Source organism: Streptomyces mangrovisoli (genome assembly GCF_000974985.2).
In the GTDB taxonomy this organism is placed as follows: Bacteria; Actinomycetota; Actinomycetes; order Streptomycetales; family Streptomycetaceae; genus Streptomyces; species Streptomyces mangrovisoli.
Genome location: NZ_LAVA02000067.1, coordinates 32,631 through 50,649, shown reverse-complemented (window position 1 = coordinate 50,649; position 18,019 = coordinate 32,631). Strand labels below are relative to the sequence as shown.

12 protein-coding genes are annotated in these 18,019 nt (G+C 73.0%); 11 read left to right on the top strand and 1 reads right to left on the bottom strand.

The genetic code is table 11. The features are described from left to right. Positions 1 to 21: 21 nt before the first annotated feature. The 10 genes from WN71_RS26140 to WN71_RS42895 all read left to right on the top strand — a co-directional run bounded on the left by WN71_RS26140 (position 22) and on the right by WN71_RS42895 (position 14,123). Positions 22 to 2,808 (top strand): hypothetical protein, encoded by a 2,787-nt coding sequence (locus WN71_RS26140; RefSeq protein ID WP_052743212.1) that lies wholly within the window; start codon positions 22 to 24, stop codon positions 2,806 to 2,808. Further along, the gene (locus tag WN71_RS26135) at positions 2,805 to 3,956 is read left to right on the top strand and encodes a C40 family peptidase (RefSeq protein ID WP_240529766.1); all 1,152 of its coding nucleotides are present in this window, start codon (positions 2,805 to 2,807) and stop codon (positions 3,954 to 3,956) included. Before WN71_RS26140 ends, WN71_RS26135 begins: the two co-directional genes overlap by 4 nt. Before the next feature lie 80 nt (positions 3,957 to 4,036). Continuing rightward, positions 4,037 to 4,399 carry a hypothetical protein gene (locus WN71_RS26130; protein WP_046592041.1) on the top strand — a complete coding sequence of 121 codons (363 nt, stop codon included), beginning with the start codon at positions 4,037 to 4,039 and terminating at the stop codon, positions 4,397 to 4,399. A 119-nt stretch (positions 4,400 to 4,518) separates the two neighbouring features. Next, positions 4,519 to 5,214 (top strand): hypothetical protein, encoded by a 696-nt coding sequence (locus tag WN71_RS42020; RefSeq protein ID WP_240529765.1) that lies wholly within the window; start codon positions 4,519 to 4,521, stop codon positions 5,212 to 5,214. Positions 5,215 to 5,264: 50 nt separating this feature from the next. Beyond that, positions 5,265 to 7,814, top strand: coding sequence for an ATP/GTP-binding protein (locus WN71_RS26120; protein ID WP_107469771.1), 2,550 nt, complete (start codon positions 5,265 to 5,267; stop codon positions 7,812 to 7,814). Between the two features lie 260 nt (positions 7,815 to 8,074). Further along, on the top strand, positions 8,075 to 8,971 hold the full coding sequence (locus WN71_RS26115) for a replication-relaxation family protein (protein WP_046592061.1): 897 nt from the start codon (positions 8,075 to 8,077) through the stop codon (positions 8,969 to 8,971). 168 nt (positions 8,972 to 9,139) lie between these two features. Continuing rightward, the gene (locus WN71_RS26110; protein WP_071369881.1) at positions 9,140 to 9,370 is read left to right on the top strand and encodes a hypothetical protein; all 231 of its coding nucleotides are present in this window, start codon (positions 9,140 to 9,142) and stop codon (positions 9,368 to 9,370) included. A 186-nt stretch (positions 9,371 to 9,556) separates the two neighbouring features. Next, positions 9,557 to 10,126, top strand: a complete 570-nt coding sequence (locus WN71_RS41085) for a hypothetical protein (protein WP_071369880.1) — start codon at positions 9,557 to 9,559, stop codon at positions 10,124 to 10,126. Positions 10,127 to 10,134: 8 nt separating this feature from the next. Continuing rightward, positions 10,135 to 12,645, top strand: coding sequence for an AfsR/SARP family transcriptional regulator (locus WN71_RS26100; RefSeq protein ID WP_052743211.1), 2,511 nt, complete (start codon positions 10,135 to 10,137; stop codon positions 12,643 to 12,645). Positions 12,646 to 12,935: 290 nt separating this feature from the next. Continuing rightward, on the top strand, positions 12,936 to 14,123 hold the full coding sequence (locus WN71_RS42895; protein WP_240529764.1) for a DUF2637 domain-containing protein: 1,188 nt from the start codon (positions 12,936 to 12,938) through the stop codon (positions 14,121 to 14,123). A gap of 188 nt (positions 14,124 to 14,311) precedes the next feature. Here WN71_RS42895 and WN71_RS26090 read toward each other — a convergent pair whose 3' ends face one another. After that, on the bottom strand, positions 14,312 to 15,157 hold the full coding sequence (locus WN71_RS26090) for an MOSC domain-containing protein (protein WP_046592357.1): 846 nt from the start codon (positions 15,155 to 15,157) through the stop codon (positions 14,312 to 14,314). 211 nt (positions 15,158 to 15,368) lie between these two features. On the opposite strand from WN71_RS26090, the gene WN71_RS26085 reads away from it, so the two are divergent. Next, a complete protein-coding gene (locus tag WN71_RS26085; RefSeq protein WP_079178128.1) occupies positions 15,369 to 17,873 on the top strand; it encodes a DEAD/DEAH box helicase in 2,505 nt (834 codons plus the stop codon). Positions 17,874 to 18,019 lie beyond the last annotated feature (146 nt).

Sequence of the window (18,019 nt, the reverse complement as noted above, 5' to 3'; positions counted from 1 at the left end):
CGTGCTGCGGAGGCGATCGTGATGCGCCGCGCACCGGGCCGGCTGCGCGCGGTCGGCTTCGTCGTGCTGTCGGCGGCCGTGTTCGTCGTCGTCAACAGCCAGGTCGTCTACGCCGCCACCAGCAGCGGCGCCACGAGCGGGACCGGCGATCTCCTCGCGCCGCTGGACATCACCTCCAGCGAGGGCGTCCCCCTCGACGGCTACGACCTCGCCTCCGCGGGCGGTTCGATCGTCGCCTTCAAGACGCAGGCCCTGGCCTTCGCCCTGTCCGGCCTGTTCACGCTGATCCGCCTGCTGGTGGGCCTGGCCGGGTGGGCGATCGAGGTCGCCTTCCGCTTCCCACTGCTCAAGCTGCTCATCACCCCGGCGCAGAAGACCGCCGACAGCTACACGCGGCTCGCCGTCGACACCCTCGGGCTGAAAGGGCTGCTGCTGTCGTGGGCGTTCGTCTTCTCCGCGTTCCTCATCGTGCGCGGCCGCCTCGCCCGCGGCCTCGGCGAGATCGTCCTGACCCTGCTGATCGGCGCGCTGGCCGCGTCGGTGTTCGTACGCCCCGACTACCTCCTCGGAGCGGACGGCCCGCTGGGGCAGGCGCAGCAGATGGCGGGCCAGGTCGCCCAGCAGAGCGTCGCCTCCTACGACTGGGGCGGCAAGATCGCCAGCACGGACCCCTGCGCGTCGCTGTCCGGCAACGCCGAACTGACCTGCCTCCAGGAGGAAGGCTCGGCGCCGGTGTCCGCCGCCCAGGTGGCCCGGCCACTGCAGGACGCCCTGACCAACGCGCTCGTCGTCAAGCCGTACATGCTGCTGGAGTACGGGCGCATCCTCGACCCCGCGAAGACCGCCGACCGTGCGGCCTACGCGCTGCATCTGAAATGGGTCACCGGCGGCTACAAGGCGGCCACCGCGGGGGCTTCGCAGGAGGCGAAGGACACCTGCAAGAAGATCATCGGCCCGGCGAAGACGTACTGCGAACGCGGCATCGACGGCACCCCGGGCAAGAGCAGTGACAGTCTGCCCGCGCTCACCCCCGGCGGTGAGCTGCTGGACGCGCAGAACGCTCTCGTCACGGACGACGACCGGGAGTTCGACGCCTTCCTCACCGATCTGAAGAAGGCCGGCCCGGTCGGCAAAGCCTGTGCCGCCTACGCGCAGACGCCGACCTGGTGGCGGCTCGGCGGCGCCGGACTATTGCTGGTCGCCGCCCTGTTCCTGTGCGGGATGTTCCTCTCCAGCGCGATGATGCTGCTGGCCACGCAGGCCGTGTGCGCGGGCGCGGCCGCAGCCGGAGGCATCACGTTCGTCACAGGGATGCTGCCCGGACCGGCCCGGCAGTCGGTGTGGAAGTGGCTGTCGCTGTGGGGCATCGCCCTGGCCACGATGGTCGGCGTGTGCGCGTTCGTGCCGTTCGCCGGCATCGCCATGGACGCCACCCTCACCCACGGCCCCCAGCTCGAGGTGGAACGCCTCCTGCTGCTGGACGCCCTCGCTGTCGCCGGCGCGGCCGGGCACCGCCGCCTGCTCACCGCGATCAGCGCGTTCAGCCGGCGCATGGCGCTGCGGATGCGCTACGCCAAGGTCGGCGGCACCCATCTGCCCGGCGACTCCTCCGACTTCGGCGCCGCGCTCGCCCTGCACTCCCCGCACCTGCTGGGTGGCGCGCTGAGCGCGGCTGGAGGGGGGCGGGTGCTGGGAGGCGGGGGCCGCCTCGGTCTGCTGGGCACCCGCCACCGCCTGCTGGGGGCGCTGGCCTCGGCCGTCGACGGGGCGGGTGTTCCGGTGGACACCGGGCGCCTGCTGGCCGAAGCCGGTGCGGAGGCAGGCCGCGGCCTGGCCCCCCTGACGGCGGCTGCCGCCGCAGCCGGAGCCGGAGTGAGCCTCGGCTCCCGCGGCGCCTACAGCCTGCTGGTGGGCCGGCGGCCCGACCGCGACCAGATCGCCAAGTGGCAAAAGCCCACCGGCACCGACGGTGCCGCGGTGGCCGCCGGTGCAGGCGGGCGCGGAACGGCCGGCCGGGCGGGTCAGGTGAGTGCTCCGGTCGTCCGGCGGGGGCCGGCGGACCGCTACCGCGACGATCAGGGCCGCATCATCGACCGCACGACCGGCGAGATCCTCCACGACCAGAATGCCGACCGCCCCCTGCTGTCCACCCGGGCGCACAACCGGCTGGTGCGCTACCGGGGTTACCGCCTCCTCAACCGCGGCGGCCGCGCCGCGTACGCCACCACCGCGGGCCTGCCCGAGAACGTCCGCCGCCTGCGCTCCGGAGAGTCGCACTTCACCCAGGACGTGCGCCGGCAGGTGCGGGTGTGGGCCAACACCGTGCGCGAGGACCGCCGCGCCTGGGGTGACACGGGGCGGCACATCGTGCGCGCGGCACGTGACGCCGGCGACCACGGCGGCACCGGCCCCTTCACGACCCGCCGCCTCACCGGCAACGGCCCCGCCACGGCGGCCGCGCCCGGCACCGCACCGACGGGCACCGACCGGTCGGCCCCCACCGGACGCACAGACGGGGGAGGTGCGCGCGGCGGCAGCAGCGGTGGCGGGCGGCTGCCGGATGGGCCCGCCGCCACCCGGGGCTCCACCGGGCAGGCCACCGGCGGGAGCGGACAGGGCGGCGGGTCCGGTACCGCGCGCCGCGGGCCGGGCGCTACCGCAGCGCACTGGTGGACCACCCCCAGTGGACCGCCCCAGCCGTCGGACCAGCGGCTGGCCCGGCTCCTGGCGCCACCACCGCATCCCCGCCCGGAGTCGGCCGCCAACGGCGAAGACATGACCGGCGGCGAGGACGGTGAGGGTTCATGACCGCGACGTCCCGCTCCCGGGGCGGGCGGCGGGCACGGTGGGGCTGTGTCGTGATGGTCCTGCTGCTGGCGGCCGTGTGCTGCGCGGCACCGCTCACCGGCGCCCTCGGCGCACTGGCCGCGCTGAAGAGCCAGGATGCGGGCGGGACCGCCGGCACGGTGGCGGACATCCCCGCCCGCATGCTCACCGCCTACCAGAGCGCCGCCGTACACGTGACCCGGTACGTGCCCGGCTGCCGGGGGCTGCGCTGGCCGATCCTGGCCGGCATCGCCAAAGTCGAATCCAACCACGCCACCGGACACACGATCTCCGCCAACGGCGACATCCGCCCGAAGATCTACGGGGTGCTGCTCGACGGCTCGGGCAGCGGCGGCAACACCACACCGGTCGCCGACACCGACCACGGCCGGTGGGACGGGACCGCGACCGGAGAACGGGCGGTGGGCCCCTTCCAGTTCCTGCCCGCGACCTGGCAGGCGGTCGGCAAGGACGGCAACGGCGACCACGTCGCCGATCCCCACAACGCCGACGATGCCGCCGTCGGCGCCGCCGTCCACCTCTGCGGCCGCGGCCGCAACCTCGCCCGGTCCTCCCAACTGGACGCCGCGATCCTGCAGTACAACCACTCCACCGCCTACCTGCACGACGTGCTGGGCTGGATCGAGCAGTACACGGCCGCCGCGAAAGACCCCGACCTGACCGGTGTGACGGGCACGGTGCGCACCGTCCTTCAGGCTGCGCTCTCCCAGCGCGGCGTGCCCTACTCCTGGGGCGGCGGCACCGCCCACGGGCCCAGCACCGGCGTCTGCTGCACGCCCAGCGGCATCAGCGGCACCACCATCACGGGCTTCGACTGCTCGGGCCTGACCCTCTACGCGTACGCGCAGGCCGGGATCCGTCTGCCGCACAACGCCGCCGCACAGGCCGCCTACGGCCGGCGGATCCCCGCATCCCTCGGCACCGCCGCCCTCAAACCGGGTGACCTGGTCTTCTACGCCTACGCCCCCGGCCGGGACCCGACCATCCACCACGTCGGCATCTACCTCGGCAACGGCCAGATGATCGACGCGCCCCGGCCCGGCACCGTCGTCCGCCTGGACGCCGTAGCCGCGATGTCCGGCTACGCCGGAGCGGCCCGCCTGCTGTGACCCGCCATCAACTTCCCTGTTCCACACCGGATTCGACTCGTTCCCCGTTTCTTTCGCACTCCCGGAGAGGAAGCTTCGTGATGTTCGATCCTGCAGCTCTGCTCACCGCGTCAGGACTGGCCGGTGCCGCGCTCGTCGTCTGGGGGCTCGTACTGGCCCACTGGGGCCGGCCCGCCCACCCGCGCCGGGCCCACGCGCTGCGTTTCCTCATCGTGGGCACCGTCCTGGCCGCGCTGTCCCGCGCGGTGACCCTGCTGCACCCGGCCCCGGCCGCCGGCGCACGGGGGTGGACCGGCTGGGTGGCACCGCTGCTGGTGCTCTCGGTGACGGCCGCGACGGCCTGGCTCACCCACCTGCACCGCCCCTCCCCACCGGCCGGAACGGCTTCCCCCACCAGCCGAACGAACCGCAGCGGGCACCGGCGCGGGCAGGGCAGGCCGTGATGCGCCGACGCCTGAACACCCGCCGCTCCCCCGCCCTCCCGCAGCACCGGCAGCCTCCCGCAGCTGCTCCTGCACCGGACCCTGTACCGGCGCTGGTGACACGCCCGGTACAAGGTCCGGTGCGCCACCGTCGCGTGCGGTGGCTGGTGGCAGCCGCGGTGCTCGTCACGGTCTGCGGCGCACTGGCGCTCGCCCCGTCGCATCCGCGCGAACAGCCGACCACCGACGCCACATCCCCCGCCGGGGCATCCGAGCCTGCCCGTGCCGGTACGGCGTCCGCCGGTGTGCACCTCCCCGAGCCCGTCCCCGCCCCCGTGCCCTCCAGTCTTGCCACGACGGCCGCGGCCTCCACGCCAGTCGTCTCCACGGCAGCCGGTCCGGGCGCAGCCCGGCCGGGGGTATCGCAGGCATCGGCGTTGCCACCGTTCGGCGAGGGAAGGGCCGGTGACCGGGCGATCCAGCGCGCGCTCGACGCGGCCTGGCCGGCCGATCTTCCCGCCGTCGACGAGCGGCGGCTGGTTACGGCGGGGCGCCTCGTGCTCCGTGCGGACGCGACCGGGGTCGGCCGCGCCGCCTGGCCGACGCTCTTTCCCGGCCGTGGTGATCCGGTCACTGCGGCGTTCAGCCGTCTGCGGATCCAGGCGGCGATCGCGCGCCGGGACGGCGGCCCGGACCGGGCGGTGGTGCATCTGGTGTGGGCGGGCTGCGACCGGGCGGGCGTGTGCACCGACGGACGGGTCAGCGACTGGGTGTTCACACGTGACGGATCCGCGGGAGGAGGCTCGTCGTGGACACCCCGACCGGCACGGCGGTGAGCGGTACGGTGCTGGCGACGGCCGCGCTGCTGCCCGCGCTCGTCGCGCGCATGTGGTCGGGTGGTGTGTGGCTGGGCGGGCACTGGTACGTGCTCGTGACGGTGGTCGGCGCGCTGTGGGGCGCGGGCGAGATGGTGGCGAGCCGGCTGGCGGTGCGGGCGTCGGCGCAGCGGACGGCGCTGGAGGTGGTGGCCGGCCGGCTGTTCGAGCCGAGCCTGGAGGAGATCTTCCGGCACGGTGTGCAGCTGGCGCGGGCCTCGACCAGCATGCCCTGGTGGGCACCGCGCCGCTCCAAGGCGGTGCGCATCCGGCTGCGTGCGGACGGCACGAGCCCGCTGCGCTACCGGATCGAAGGACCGGCCGGCGCCCAACGCCTGCTGGCGATCACGCCGTTCGGGCCGCACGTCACCGCCCGTCCCGCCGTCCCGATCAAGGACGCGGCGCGCCGCCACACCGTGCGCGCGGAGTTCGTCCTGCGCGGCCGCCCCACCGGCCCGCTGCGGGAGGTGCCGCTCGCACCCGACCCCCTGCAGCCCCTCGTCGACGCCGTGGCCGACCTGCGCGCCGGGCTCGGAGACCTCGCGGAGATCCGCCTGGACATCCAGCGCGCCCCGAAGTGGGCGCTGCGCACACGGCGGCTGGAACTGCTGGCCGCCGCCCGGCGCCAGGAACGCAAGGAGGCCGAGCGGGCCGCACGCTGGCTGCGCCGCGACGCGGCCCGTGTCGAGGACTCACTGTTGTGGCAGGTACGGCAGTTGCTCGCGGGCAAAGGCGACACCGGCGCGGGACGGCGGCTGGTGATGCCGCCGGTGCCGCGCCGGATCGACCCGCAGGAGGCCCTGGGCAAACTCTCCGGGGACGAGCATCTGGTCCGCGTGCAGTTGCTGGTGCTGTGCGCCTCCGACGTGGAGGGCCGCGCGTTCGCCCGGCTGGCGCAGGTCCAGGCGGCGCTGGACGTGTTCGGCGGCTCCTCGCGGTGGGCGATGCGCGGATGGCGGCTGGGCCCGTGGCGGGCCGGGGCCGATCGGTGGCCCGGCCGGCGCGGTTTCGATCGGCGGTGGCAGTACGGCTGGCTGAGGCCGCCGCGCGCGAACTGGGTCCGGCTGGACGAACTGACCGGGCTGCTCAAGCCCCCCACGGTGCACTGCCGGCTGCCGCTGCTGCCCACGGACCTGCCGACCTTCGACCTCGGCAACCCCGAACTCCTCCTGCAGGGTCACTACCAGGGTCCCGACGGGCGCCGGCGGCTGGTGGCCACCTACGCCGACGAGACCCTGTTCGAGGTCGGGGTGGGCCGGGCCGGCGGCGGCAAGACCGAACGGGCCCTGGCCCAGGCGATCGGCTGGGCCCACGCCGGCGGCGGCCTGCTGTTCATGGACCCGCACCGCGACTCCTGGCCGCGCGCTCTGCCGTTTCTCGCCCACGACCACATCGCCGCCCGCATCGCCCTCATCGACCTCGGCGCGATCGGGCCGACGCCTTCGGTCAGCGCGTGGAATCCGCTCGCGATGCAGGACGGACAGGCCGCGCACGAGGTCGTCGAGGCCGTCGCCGACGCGTTCGCGACCGTCCTGGGCTGGGACGACGCAACCGCACCCAGGGCCCAGACCATCCTGACCGCCTGCCTGACCGTGCTGACCGCCGTCAACCAGGCCGCCTGTACGGCAGACCGCCGCGACGCGCAGGCCACCGTGTTCCAGATCCGGGCCCTGCTCACCGACACGGCCTTTCGCGCCACGGCCCTGACCGTGGCGGCGGACCGGCTGGACGACGACGTCCGCGCCTGGTGGCAGGCCGTGTTCCCCCGCCTGCCCGACGACGCGTTCACCGTGGTCCTCAACCCGCTGGCCCGGCTGGCCGCCCATCCCGTGACCCACGCCTTCCTCGGGCAGCCCGTCGGCCACTACGACAGCCGGGCCGCCATGGACCACGGAATGATCGTCTGGGTGTGCCCGGGAGGACACGGCCCCACCGACCGGCTGCTGACCGCACTGCTCACCCGCGACCTGCTGCGCGCTGCGCGCGCACGCCGCGCCGTCCCCCTCGCGCAACGCCGCCTGTTCCGCCTGTACTTCGACGAACTCATCACATTGACCGGAGCGGCCCCGGAGACGATCGCCGCCATGTTCGAGGACCTGCGCAAGTACCGGGTCACCGTCCACGGCCTGACCCAGCTGCTCAGCCGCCTGCCCGCCCCCGTGCAGGCATCCCTCACCCAGAACGCCTCCACCCTCGCCTCCACGTCCGGCTCGGTGAGCGCGATCGCGGCGCTCACCGCGGAATGGGGCGGCCGTCCCAGCCCGGCCGAGGTCGCCGCCCTGGAGCGCTACCAGCACTACATGACCCTCACCGTCCACGGCGGCCGCGTCGGCCCCGTCCGCATCACCGGCCCCCACCTCGACGACGTGTTCGCCGACCTCGCCCGGCCCCGCCGCGCGGCCGCGCTGGAGAGCGCCGCGCAGCAGCGGGCCGGCTGCAGGCCGCTTCACGAGCTCTCCGCCCACGCCGCACTCCACGGAAGGGATGTGCTCGCCTTCCTCACCGAGCACGCCTCCACGCAGGAAAACGTGCCCCCGCCCAAGAAAGAGAGGTACACGTGACCGCCACCCCGCACCCGCACCGCTCCGGGCCCTCACCTGCTGCGGAGCCCTCCCACACGCCCGCCCCCGCAGCCGGGACCGAGCCCGTGCGCGGTCCCCACGCACCGCCCGTGCCCGCCGGGTTCGCGCCGTCGGCGCCGCGACCCGCGTCCCGGCGCCGCTTCGCAGAACCGGCCTCCGTCACGGGCGCGTCCGAGCCGGGCCGCGGGACGGCATCCGCGCAGAACCCACGCACGTTCACGCAGGGGCCCCGGCCGCCCGTGCGGGGGCTGCCGCGGCGCAGCGAGTGGCTGCCCCACCAGCTGGTGGCGGCGCTCGCGCAGCACCGCATGGCGACCCTGACCCAGCTGCATGCCATGCTGCGCCCCGGCGCCACCCGGCGCACCGTGTCCAACCCGCTGACCGTGCTGCACGAGCGGGGTCTCGTCGACTTCGTGGTCCTGCCGCAGTCCCATCGGGCTCGGGCCTGGTTCCTCACGGCCGACGGCGCCCGGATCGCCAACGGCTTCCCCGAACTGCGCGGCCGCCCCGCCCGCCCCGTCGCCTCGGCCGACGAGGCCTCCTTGAAGTCGGCTCACACGCTGACGGTGGTGCGGGCACACCTGGCGTTCGCCGCCGATGCCCGCCGGCGCGGCGACGAACACGGCTTCCTGGACTGGATCCCGGAGGCCGTCCATGCAGTGGGCGGCTGCACGGGGGAACTCGTCGTGTCCGACGCGCTGTTGCACTACACCCGCGTCACCGCGGGCACGCGCACGCCGCTGCGCGCGCTCGTCGAGGTCGACCGGACCACAATGAGCAGCCAGCGCCTGACGGCCAGGCTCGTCACCCACGCCCGCCTGCACGCCGCGGCCTCGGCCGTCGGCCGTCATCGGCCCGCCCAGCCGGGGACCCCGCACGGGAGGCCGGCATGGTCGCGCGGGTACTCCCTGTTCCCGGCGGTGCTGTTCGTGCTGACCGGTGCCGGCCGCCCGGAACTGGCCCACCGCATCGAAGACCTCCAGGCGACGGCCGCCGAGCATCCCGACATCTCCGGCCTCGCCGAGGAGGTTCCGCTCGGTGCGGCCGTACTGGAGGACCTCGAGGAACACGGGCCGAGCGCCGCGATATGGACACCGCTCACCGGGGGCGGCCCACGGCCGTGGACACACCTGTGACGCCGGCGCGGTCCCGGGACACGGGCGGCGTTTGTCGCAGTTCTGTGACTGCCACCAAAACCCCCTTGATATTTGCTCGCGCGAACATTTAGCGTTACATGACAACAGCACGGCACCGCACAAACTCGCAGCTCACACCTTGCACACCACACGTGAAGGAGAAGAGCAATGCCCCACAGAGGGAACGAGGTTCGCGCCGAGGAAGACTTAGCCGGCACCGTCGTCTGGCCCGCGGACACACGAGACCTGAGCCGGATCGGCGACGCCTGGGTCGCAACCGCAACCGGCGACTTCACCCCCGACGACCTCACCCAGGTCCGCCGCCACTTCCCCGACCGGCACGTCACCCTCGACGGCGACACCATCACCGTCTGGCCCCACCCCACCCCCGAGCGGTAGACCCGGCCCGCACCGCCTCCACCGTTCGCGGCCGAGCGCGCGGGCCGCGCCACCCGGCTTCGCCCCACCCTGCACCCACCCCGTTCTCGTCCCGGCCACCAGGCCACCAGGCCCCTTCGGCCTGCCCACGTCCCACGCCACCTGCACCCGCGTACACGGCCGAACCACAGGAAGGAACGCGTACTCATGACCTCTCGCTCACTGCGCGCTTTACCCGTCCGGCTGACCGCCCTGACCCTGGCCGCCGTCCTCGCCCTGGCAGCCGCCGGCTACCTCGCCCTCCACGCCGACCACCCCAGCCCGCTCGCCGCCTCGGCCGCCGACACCAGCCCCACCCCCTCCCGCACCCCCGCCAGCGCGCCTCCAGTCACCCTCCACGGACAGAACCACCTCGCCCTCACCATCACCTCCGCCCGCCGCGCCGCGGCCGGAGTCCTCACCCTGCGCGGCACCCTGGCCAACACCGGCCGCCAACTCGCCGTCGTCCCCGCCGAACTGCGCGGCAACGAGACCGCCATCCTCAAAACCGGCCCCTCGCTCGCCGGAGCCACCCTCGTCGACTTCACCGCCGGCAAGCGCTACTACGTCCTGCGCGACACCGACAACCAGCCCCTGACCACCACCGGCCTCAGCACCCTCAAAGCCGGTGAGAGCGTCCGCATCTTCCTGCAGTTCCCCGCACCACCGGCCACCACCACCTACCTCGACCTCGAACTCCCCCTGTTCGACACCGCCACCCTCACCCTCACCCGGTGAACGCCCCCATGCCCACCACCCCACACACCCACCACACCACCGCGCCCGGCCGCCGCACCGCCATACCCGCCGTCCTCGCCGGGGCCCTCACCCTCACCCTCGCCATCACCCACCCCGACACCGGCCGACACACCCCAACCCCCGCCGACAACACGCAGCAACTCCTGGCCTCACGCGGCGATGCGACGCTCGCCGCACCCAGAATCCTCCCGCTCACCACCCCCACCACCGTTCTGCGCCAAGCCGTGCAGGACCTGACCACCCGCAGCCCCGCCACCAGCAAGCAGCACAGCAGCCACAGCGCTCCAGACGCCGGCAGCGCACCGAGCACAGCCACGCGCACGACACCATCCACCACCACCGCCGACCCGTCCGCGTCGGCCACCGCACCAAGCAGCCACACCAGCAACCCCGACGCGAGCCAGTCCCCGACCGCAACGCCGAGCGCCAGCGCCTTCGTTCCAGCCGTCCCCCACACGGCCTCGCCCGCCCCGGGTACGTCCCACGCGCCCGCCCTGCACACCACGGCACACCGGTGGACGGCACGCCCCCTCCTGGCAGCAGCAGGCTTCCTGACCACCGCCCTCCTCTGTCTGCTGGCCCTGGCCCGCCTCCTGCGCCGGCACCACGCCTCCCCCACACACGAGACTCCCTCCGCCCAAGCGGCACCCGGCCGCACGGACGAAGCCGTACCGGAGAACCTGCGACGCCTCGACCTCGCACTGCGCACCCTCGCCCACCACAGCGGCCACGACAGCAGCGGCTGGATCCCGGCCCTGCGCGCAGCCCGCCTCACCCCGCACACCACGGAGGTGCTCCCCCACGACCAACTCCTGCGCCCGATCGCCCCGTTCACCCGCGGCGCCGACGGCTGGTGGCTGCTGCCGGACAAGCCCGAGCTCCTCACCCCCGAGCAGGCCCGGCACACACCCGCCCCCTACCCGGCCCTGGCCACCCTGGGCACCACCCCGGGCGGGGGTGGCCTGATCCTCGTCGACCTCAACCGCCACCCCGTGCTCCTCCTCGACGGCCCGGCAGGCGATGTCACACAGATATGTGCCGCACTCGCCCTCGAATTGGCCCTCGCACCCTGGGCGGGAGGCGCGGCGCTGTTCACCGTCGCCTTCGGGCAGGACCTCCCCGCCTTGTTCCCCGGCCGCCGCATCCACCCGGTGGCCGACACGACGCAAGCACTGCGCGAGCTGGGCGAACGGCTGCTGGAAGCCCACCAGCACCCCGACACCCCCCAGAACCCGTGCCTGCTGCTGTCCGCCCAGCCCCTCGACAATGACACCGCACGCCACCTCGCCGCCCTCCTCGCCCAGGACGGCCCCACATCCCTGACCGTCGTCGCACCCGCGCAGAAGGCCATCGCGCACCTCCCCCACGCGCCGGTCCTCGACGCCGGCGACCACGGCCCGCAACACCTCGACGCCGACACCGGCCCGATCATCCTGCAGCGACTCGACGAGACGGCCTACCGGCAGATCATCTCGGCCCTCGCGCAGCCACCCGGGACCGGTAGGCGTGAAGAGAGCAGCAGTGCCGACACCCGGCCTCGGACTCCGCCCGGAGACGCCCCCTGCGAACCGCCGGAACATGCCGAAACGCCTGCACCGCGCTACGACAGGACATCCAGCGAAGCAACCGACGTCCCCTCTCCTGCGCTCCCCGCGGCCGTCCCCCGCCCCCCGGCCTCGCTCACACTGGGACCAGAACCAGCCGGTGCGGTCGTACCACCCGATGCAGCTGACGCCGGCAACCGCCCACAGGCGCCGCAGATCCGAGTGTTGGGCGCGGTCGAGGTCGACGGGATCGCCTCCACCGGTCACGGGCCCCGCACCGCGCAACTGGCCGCTCTGCTCTACTTCCGGCCCGGCCGTACCACCGACGCCGTCTGCACGGACATGGACCCTCACACCCCGTGGACCCCCAACACCCTCTACGCCCGCCTGCACCAACTCCGCCGCGCCCTCGGCAACGACGCGGACGGCAACCCCTACGTCCCCCGCCGCGGCCGCACGGAGGACGCCTACCGCCTGCACCCCGGCATCCGCTGCGACTGGACCGCCTTCCAGCACCTCACCCGCACCGCACTCACCCAAGGCACCGACGGGCTGGCCCCACTGGAGCAGGCCCTGCAGCTCGTGCGCGGCCGCCCTTTCGGGAACCGGCCCCTGCCCTGGGCCGAACCCCTCCAGCAGGACATGGTCACCCAGATCGTCTACACCGCCCACACCGTCGCCGCGCTGCGCATCCAGCCCGGCCGCCACCTCGACCTCACCGCCGCCCGCCAGGCCATCACCATCGGTCTGGAGGCAGACGCAGGAGCCGAAGTCCTCTACCGGGCCTGGATGAACATCGAGGCGATGTCCGGCAACCGCTCCGGCGTGCACGCAGCCGTCACCCGCGTCCACGACGTCAGCCGCACCCTCGGCGTCGCCCTCGAGAAGGAGACCGAAGACCTCATCCACCACCTCCTCTCCGGCTCCGCCTCCGGACAGGGAGGGGACCGATGACCGCGCAGCGCGTCAACGGTCGTACGCCGCCGCACGACGCGCCATCCCGGTTCGCCCCGGAACACCAGCCTCCCGCGAGTCCCCGCTCCCCCGCTCCGGACGCAGCGGCACCACTTCCCGCTCCGACGTCACCCACGGCCGCCCCACGGACCGGGACACCGACGGCCTGGCTTCTTCCCCCTGCACACACCCGGCCGGCCACGCCGGTCGCGGCGCAGGAGCCGCACTTCAGAAAGCCTGCCGGGCGCGTACAGCGCGTCCTGGTCGGACTCATCACGGCCGGTACGACGGTGACGGCCGGTATCGGCTTCGCCGGGTCGTACGCGGCCGTCCGGGCACTGGCCCTGAAGAAGGGCTTCGGGGACTTCGCGTACGTGTTCCCGATCGGCATCGACGCGGGCATCTGTGTGCTGCTCGCGCTCGACCTGCTGCTGACCTGGATCCGCATCCCCTTCCCCCTGCTGCGCCAGACCGCCTGGGTGCTCACGGCGGCGACGATCGCCTTCAACGGCGCCGCCGCCTGGCCCGACCCGCTCGGCGTCGGCATGCACGCGGTGATCCCCATGCTGTTCGTCGTCGCCGTCGAGGCCGCCCGGCACGCCATCGGGCGGATCGCGGACATCACCGCCGACAAGCACATGGAGGGCGTGCGGATCACCCGCTGGCTGCTCTCCCCGATCCCCACCTTCCTGCTCTGGCGCCGGATGAAGCTGTGGGAACTGCGCTCCTACGAACAGGTCATCAAACTGGAGCAGGAACGTCTCGTCTACCAGGCGCGCCTGCACTCCCACTTCGGCCGCGCCTGGCGCCGCAAAGCACCCGTCGAGTCCCTGATGCCGCTCCGGCTCGCCCGCTACGGCATCCCCCTCACGGATACGCCAGAACAGGGACGCACGGCAGCCGCGAACAGCGCTGGAGCGCCGCAACCCGTCCCCGCGCCGATGTCCGACGCCGCCTCTGAATCAGCAAATGCAGGGCGCATTCCCGCTCCTGTACCCGGCGACACCAGCCCAGCGATGGGCACGGCCCACCGGGAGGAAGATGCGCCCAAAGACTCCGTCCGGCGGGACCGCGCGGCCAACGGCCGGAACACTCACCGGAACAGACTCACCGCGGTCGACCACTACTACCTCGCCTGGTCCGACTACCGTCGGCGCCACGGACAAGAGCCCACACCCAGCGACCTCGCGGCACACCTGGCCGCGCACGGAACGCTGAGCCGGTCGGGGCACCCCATCCAGGCCAAGACGCTGGCCCGCTACCTCCTGCAGTTCCGCATCTACGACGTGTGGACCAGGCACCGTGAAGCGACGGAAGCGCCCGACGCCGCCCTGATCTGCGAAGACCTCGCCCTTGAGGGAATCACCGGCCAGTACCGCAGAAGCATCGGGCCAGCCGAACTCGGCGCGTACAGCGAGCTGTTCGAACGCCGCCGGCAAACACTCACACCACCCGGAGCCCCCGCGGCCGACAGGTGAGCCTCCACCTGGCCGACCCTGTTACGAAGCCGCCGGAAACCGCGACCCGCCCGGCTGCGCGTGCGCCACGGCATCGTCCGCGTCAAGGCGTCACGGCAGCAACGGCCGCCCGCCCCACGACGGCACCGAGACGACACCGGCTGGGCGCCGCCCGTCGCCGGGTTGTCGGACAGGCACGCCCGTCCCGGTCAGGCATCCCCCTGCAAGGTGATCGCGTCGCCCAGCCGAACCGTCCCCGCTTCGAGGACGTCGAGGTACACGCCGAGGCACGAGAGCCGGCCCAGGTCGAGGACCGGAACACGGTGGTCGCGGGCAACCGCACGCATGATGCCGTGGTCCGGCGGTAGTTCGTCATGGCCCAGCGTGGGTACCACGCAGCGCGGCGTGGGCACCACGACCCGGAACAACGCCTCACCCACGCGCAGACGCGATCCCAGCCAGGCGTCCTCGGGGAAGCCCGGCCCGTGATCGGTGTCCACCACCAGGTTCGGCCGGAAGCGGCGCGCGTCGAAGTCCCCGGCGGGGTACACGGTCCGCATCCGGTCCAGGGACGCCGTCGTGACCAGGTGGATCCGTCCGAAGTCGAAGAACGTGCCGGGAGCCACGCTGCCCGTGGTGATGGTCGCCCCGGTGGAGTCGGCCTCGGCGGTCCTTCGCACCACCTCCGGCACACCGCCTTCGTAGTCCGGTACGGCACGCTCCAGTCTGCTGTGTTCCGGTACGGCAGCAGAGACGAATGCCTGGCGGCCCAGCAACTTGGACAGTCGCTCGTCCAGTTCGGGGTCCTCCACCGAGAACGCCGCCCCGTCGGGCAGAACGACCCGCGCCGCTCCGGAGTCGTCGAGCCGGCTCCGGCAACGCAGCAACTCACCCCATTTGCGGGGGTGTTTGGCACTGCCCACCGCCCCTGTCCCGTCGAGCACGGCGTACACGCGGTCGCCATGGAAGCCCGATTCCGTGACGGCCGCGGCCGGCAGGGACTCCCCCAGCATGGACTTCACCGAATAGCGATAGAGCGCTGCCACAGTCCCCATCGATCGATTATGACGGTCGGACGCAGAGCGGCTCGTCGTAGAGGCCTTCGAACTCCGGCGCGCGGTCGCCGAGATGGATCGGCTGACGCACGGCGGCCTCGCTGCCGCCGCCGACACCCGATCACGGCGAAGCACCCCGGGTGAGCGTGCCGGGGGCGGTCACTGCCTAGCATTTCCCCCAACGTGAGGGATGTGAGGTCTCGTGGCCCGGATGGAATTGCGTCCGCATCAGTCGGAGGCGGTCGAGAACGTCGTGCGCATTCTCGGAACCCCGCCGGGCGGGCTCATGCCGCCGGAGGGTCTGCGGACCCAGGTCGTCGCCGCGACCGGCTCGGGCAAGACGCTGGTCGGCGCGGAGTGCGCGCATCGTCTTTCGGCCCGTCAGGTTCTGGTGCTGGTGCCGACGCTGGATCTGCTGACGCAGACGGCGGGCGCGTGGCGCGCCGCGGGTCGGGGCGGCGCCATGATCGGGGTGTGCTCGTTGCGGGCGGAGGAGAGCGGGGGTCTGCCGTGCACGACCGACCCGGATGAACTGGTGGCGTGGACGTCCGGGGTGGGGACGGTGACGGTGTTCGCCACGTACGCCTCCGTGGGGCTAGGTGTCCTGCAACGCGCTCACGCCGCGGGGTTGGGGGTGTGGAGCCTCATGGTCGTGGACGAGGCCCACCGGACGAGCGGTGACGGCCTGAAGCCCTGGGCCGCGGTGCACGACCAGTCGAGGATTCCGGCGGAGCGTCGGCTGTACATGACGGCGACCGCGCGGGTGTGGGAGGCGGAGGGTGAGCGGCCGCGGCTGGTGGCGTCCATGGAGGACGACTCGCCCGTGTTCGGCCCGGTGGCCTACAGGCTGACGCTGTCCGAGGCGATCAGCCGGGGCATCGTCGCCCCCTACCAGGTGCTCTGCCTCGACATCCGCGACCCCGACCTCTACGCCGCCCTGACCGGCGAGGAACCGGCGTCGGACGTGGTGCGCGGCGCACGCCTGGCCGCCGTACAGACGGGTCTCATGCATGCGGCCGCGACCGAACGGTTCCGGCGGGTGCTGTCGTTCCACAGCCGGGTCCAGGAGGCGGAAGCCATGGCCGCCTCGGTACCGGCCGTCGCAGCCCGCTTGGCCGAGGAGGATCCCGACGCCTACCCGCCCGTGGAGCAGGTGTGGGCGGACTGGCTCTACGGGGAGCACTCCCCCGGCCACCGACGGGCGGTGCTCGACGAGTTCGCCTCCGATTTCCTCGGCGGTCCCGAGTATGCGGGGCGTGATCTGCGTGCTGAATTGCGGGTGTTGAGCTCGGTCCGGGTTCTCGGTGAAGGGGTCGACACCGCGGAATGTGACGCGGTGCTCTTCTCGGACGCACGGGGGTCGATGATCGACATCGTGCAGATGGTCGGCCGGGCACTGCGGTTGCGGCCGGACCGCGGGAAGCTCGCGACCTTGGTCGTGCCGGTGTTCCTCGGGCCGGGTGAGAGTCCGGACGGGATGCTCACTTCACGGGCCTACGACGACCTCTCCAAGATCCTCGGCGCCCTCAGGGCGCACGACGCGGACGTCATCGAGGCGCTCGCGGATCCCCGGCTGCGCAATAGCCGCCCGCTACCTGAAGGGGAGGGCGCTGAGCCTTCGGAGGACGGCGAGGATCAGTTCCTCAGCGTCGCAGACGATGAGGCGGAAGGCGTTTCGGCGCGGGCGGCCGGGGTGCTGCGGTTCACCGAGGAACGCGACCCGGCCGTGCTCGCGCAGTTCGTGCGCCTGCGGGTGATCGATCCCGAGATGGCGTACTGGCGGCGCGGGATCGAGGCCGCCACCCGGTGGCTGAAGGAGACCGGGAACAGTGAGCTGCGGGTGCCGTACACGTATCGAACGCCTGGTGACTGGTCTCCAGCTGATCATCCGCTGGGGGTCTGGATCGCCGATGTGAGGCGTTACTACGCGGCCGGTGGGCTCGATGCCTCCCGTGTCGCGGAGTTGGAGGCTCTGGGGATGGTGTGGTCGGTCCACGCCTCCGCATGGGACGCCGGCCTCGCCGTCGCCCGCTCCTACGCGGCCGTCCACCAGCACTTCCTCCCGCCGACCACGGCCGTGTGGGAGGGGATGGCCATCGGCGTGTTCGCCAAGAACGCCCGGGCCGCGGCCCGCAGAGCCCGTGAGAATGACCAACGCCGCGCCGACGGAGAGGAAGGCGTCTCCTACGCCGGAGAGCTCTCGCAGGAACGCGCGGAGGCGCTCAACGAGATCGACCCTGGGTGGGCCCCTGAATGGGACATCTCCTGGCAGCGCAACTACAGGCTGACGCTCGCCCACGTGAAGGCCGGGGGCGCCCTGCCGTCGATGCCGGGTGAGGTGATCGTGCAGGGCGAAGACCTGGGAGCCTGGATCTCCGCCCAGCGCGCCGCGTGGGACCAGTTGGTGCGGGCGCAGCGGTATCTCCTGGAGACCGTCGGTGTCGATCCCGACGAGGGCGGGCCGACACGGCCGGTGGCCCGTTCCCAGGACGCACGCTGGGCCCTCAACATCGCCGCCGCCCGGCAGTTCCACTCCCGCGAAGGACACCTGCACCCGGCCCGAACCCACGTCGAACTGATCACGACGGATGAGGGCGACGGGGGCCAGGAGCATGCCGTGAAGCTGGGCGCGTTCGTGGACAACACCCGCCGCCGAGCAGAGAAGTTGAGCACGGAGCGGCGGGCCGACCTCGATGCTCTCGGCATGCGCTGGTAGCGGCGCCTCATGCGGGTGTGCCGTCGCGCCTGCCCTTTTGGGGTCGTCGTCATCAAGACCACGCGATCGAGACCCACTTCGGCAGGAGGGTCTGCATCTTCCGCCAGCCGGTAACTGTCACTTCGATCCGGCCTTGGCTGCTCTGG

Excerpts from the sequence above, each read along its gene's own strand:
- WN71_RS26110 (WP_071369881.1), top strand. The coding sequence starts at position 9,140 with ATGCCCCACAGAGGGAACGAGGTTCGCGCCGAGGAAGACTTAGCCGGC.
- WN71_RS26120 (WP_107469771.1), top strand. The coding sequence starts at position 5,265 with ATGTGGTCGGGTGGTGTGTGGCTGGGCGGGCACTGGTACGTGCTCGTG.
- WN71_RS41085 (WP_071369880.1), top strand. The coding sequence starts at position 9,557 with ATGACCTCTCGCTCACTGCGCGCTTTACCCGTCCGGCTGACCGCCCTG.
- WN71_RS26140 (WP_052743212.1), top strand. The coding sequence starts at position 22 with ATGCGCCGCGCACCGGGCCGGCTGCGCGCGGTCGGCTTCGTCGTGCTG.
- WN71_RS26090 (WP_046592357.1), bottom strand. The coding sequence starts at position 15,157 with ATGGGGACTGTGGCAGCGCTCTATCGCTATTCGGTGAAGTCCATGCTG.
- WN71_RS26100 (WP_052743211.1), top strand. The coding sequence starts at position 10,135 with ATGCCCACCACCCCACACACCCACCACACCACCGCGCCCGGCCGCCGC.
- WN71_RS26135 (WP_240529766.1), top strand. The coding sequence starts at position 2,805 with ATGACCGCGACGTCCCGCTCCCGGGGCGGGCGGCGGGCACGGTGGGGC.
- WN71_RS26085 (WP_079178128.1), top strand. The coding sequence starts at position 15,369 with ATGGAATTGCGTCCGCATCAGTCGGAGGCGGTCGAGAACGTCGTGCGC.
- WN71_RS26130 (WP_046592041.1), top strand. The coding sequence starts at position 4,037 with ATGTTCGATCCTGCAGCTCTGCTCACCGCGTCAGGACTGGCCGGTGCC.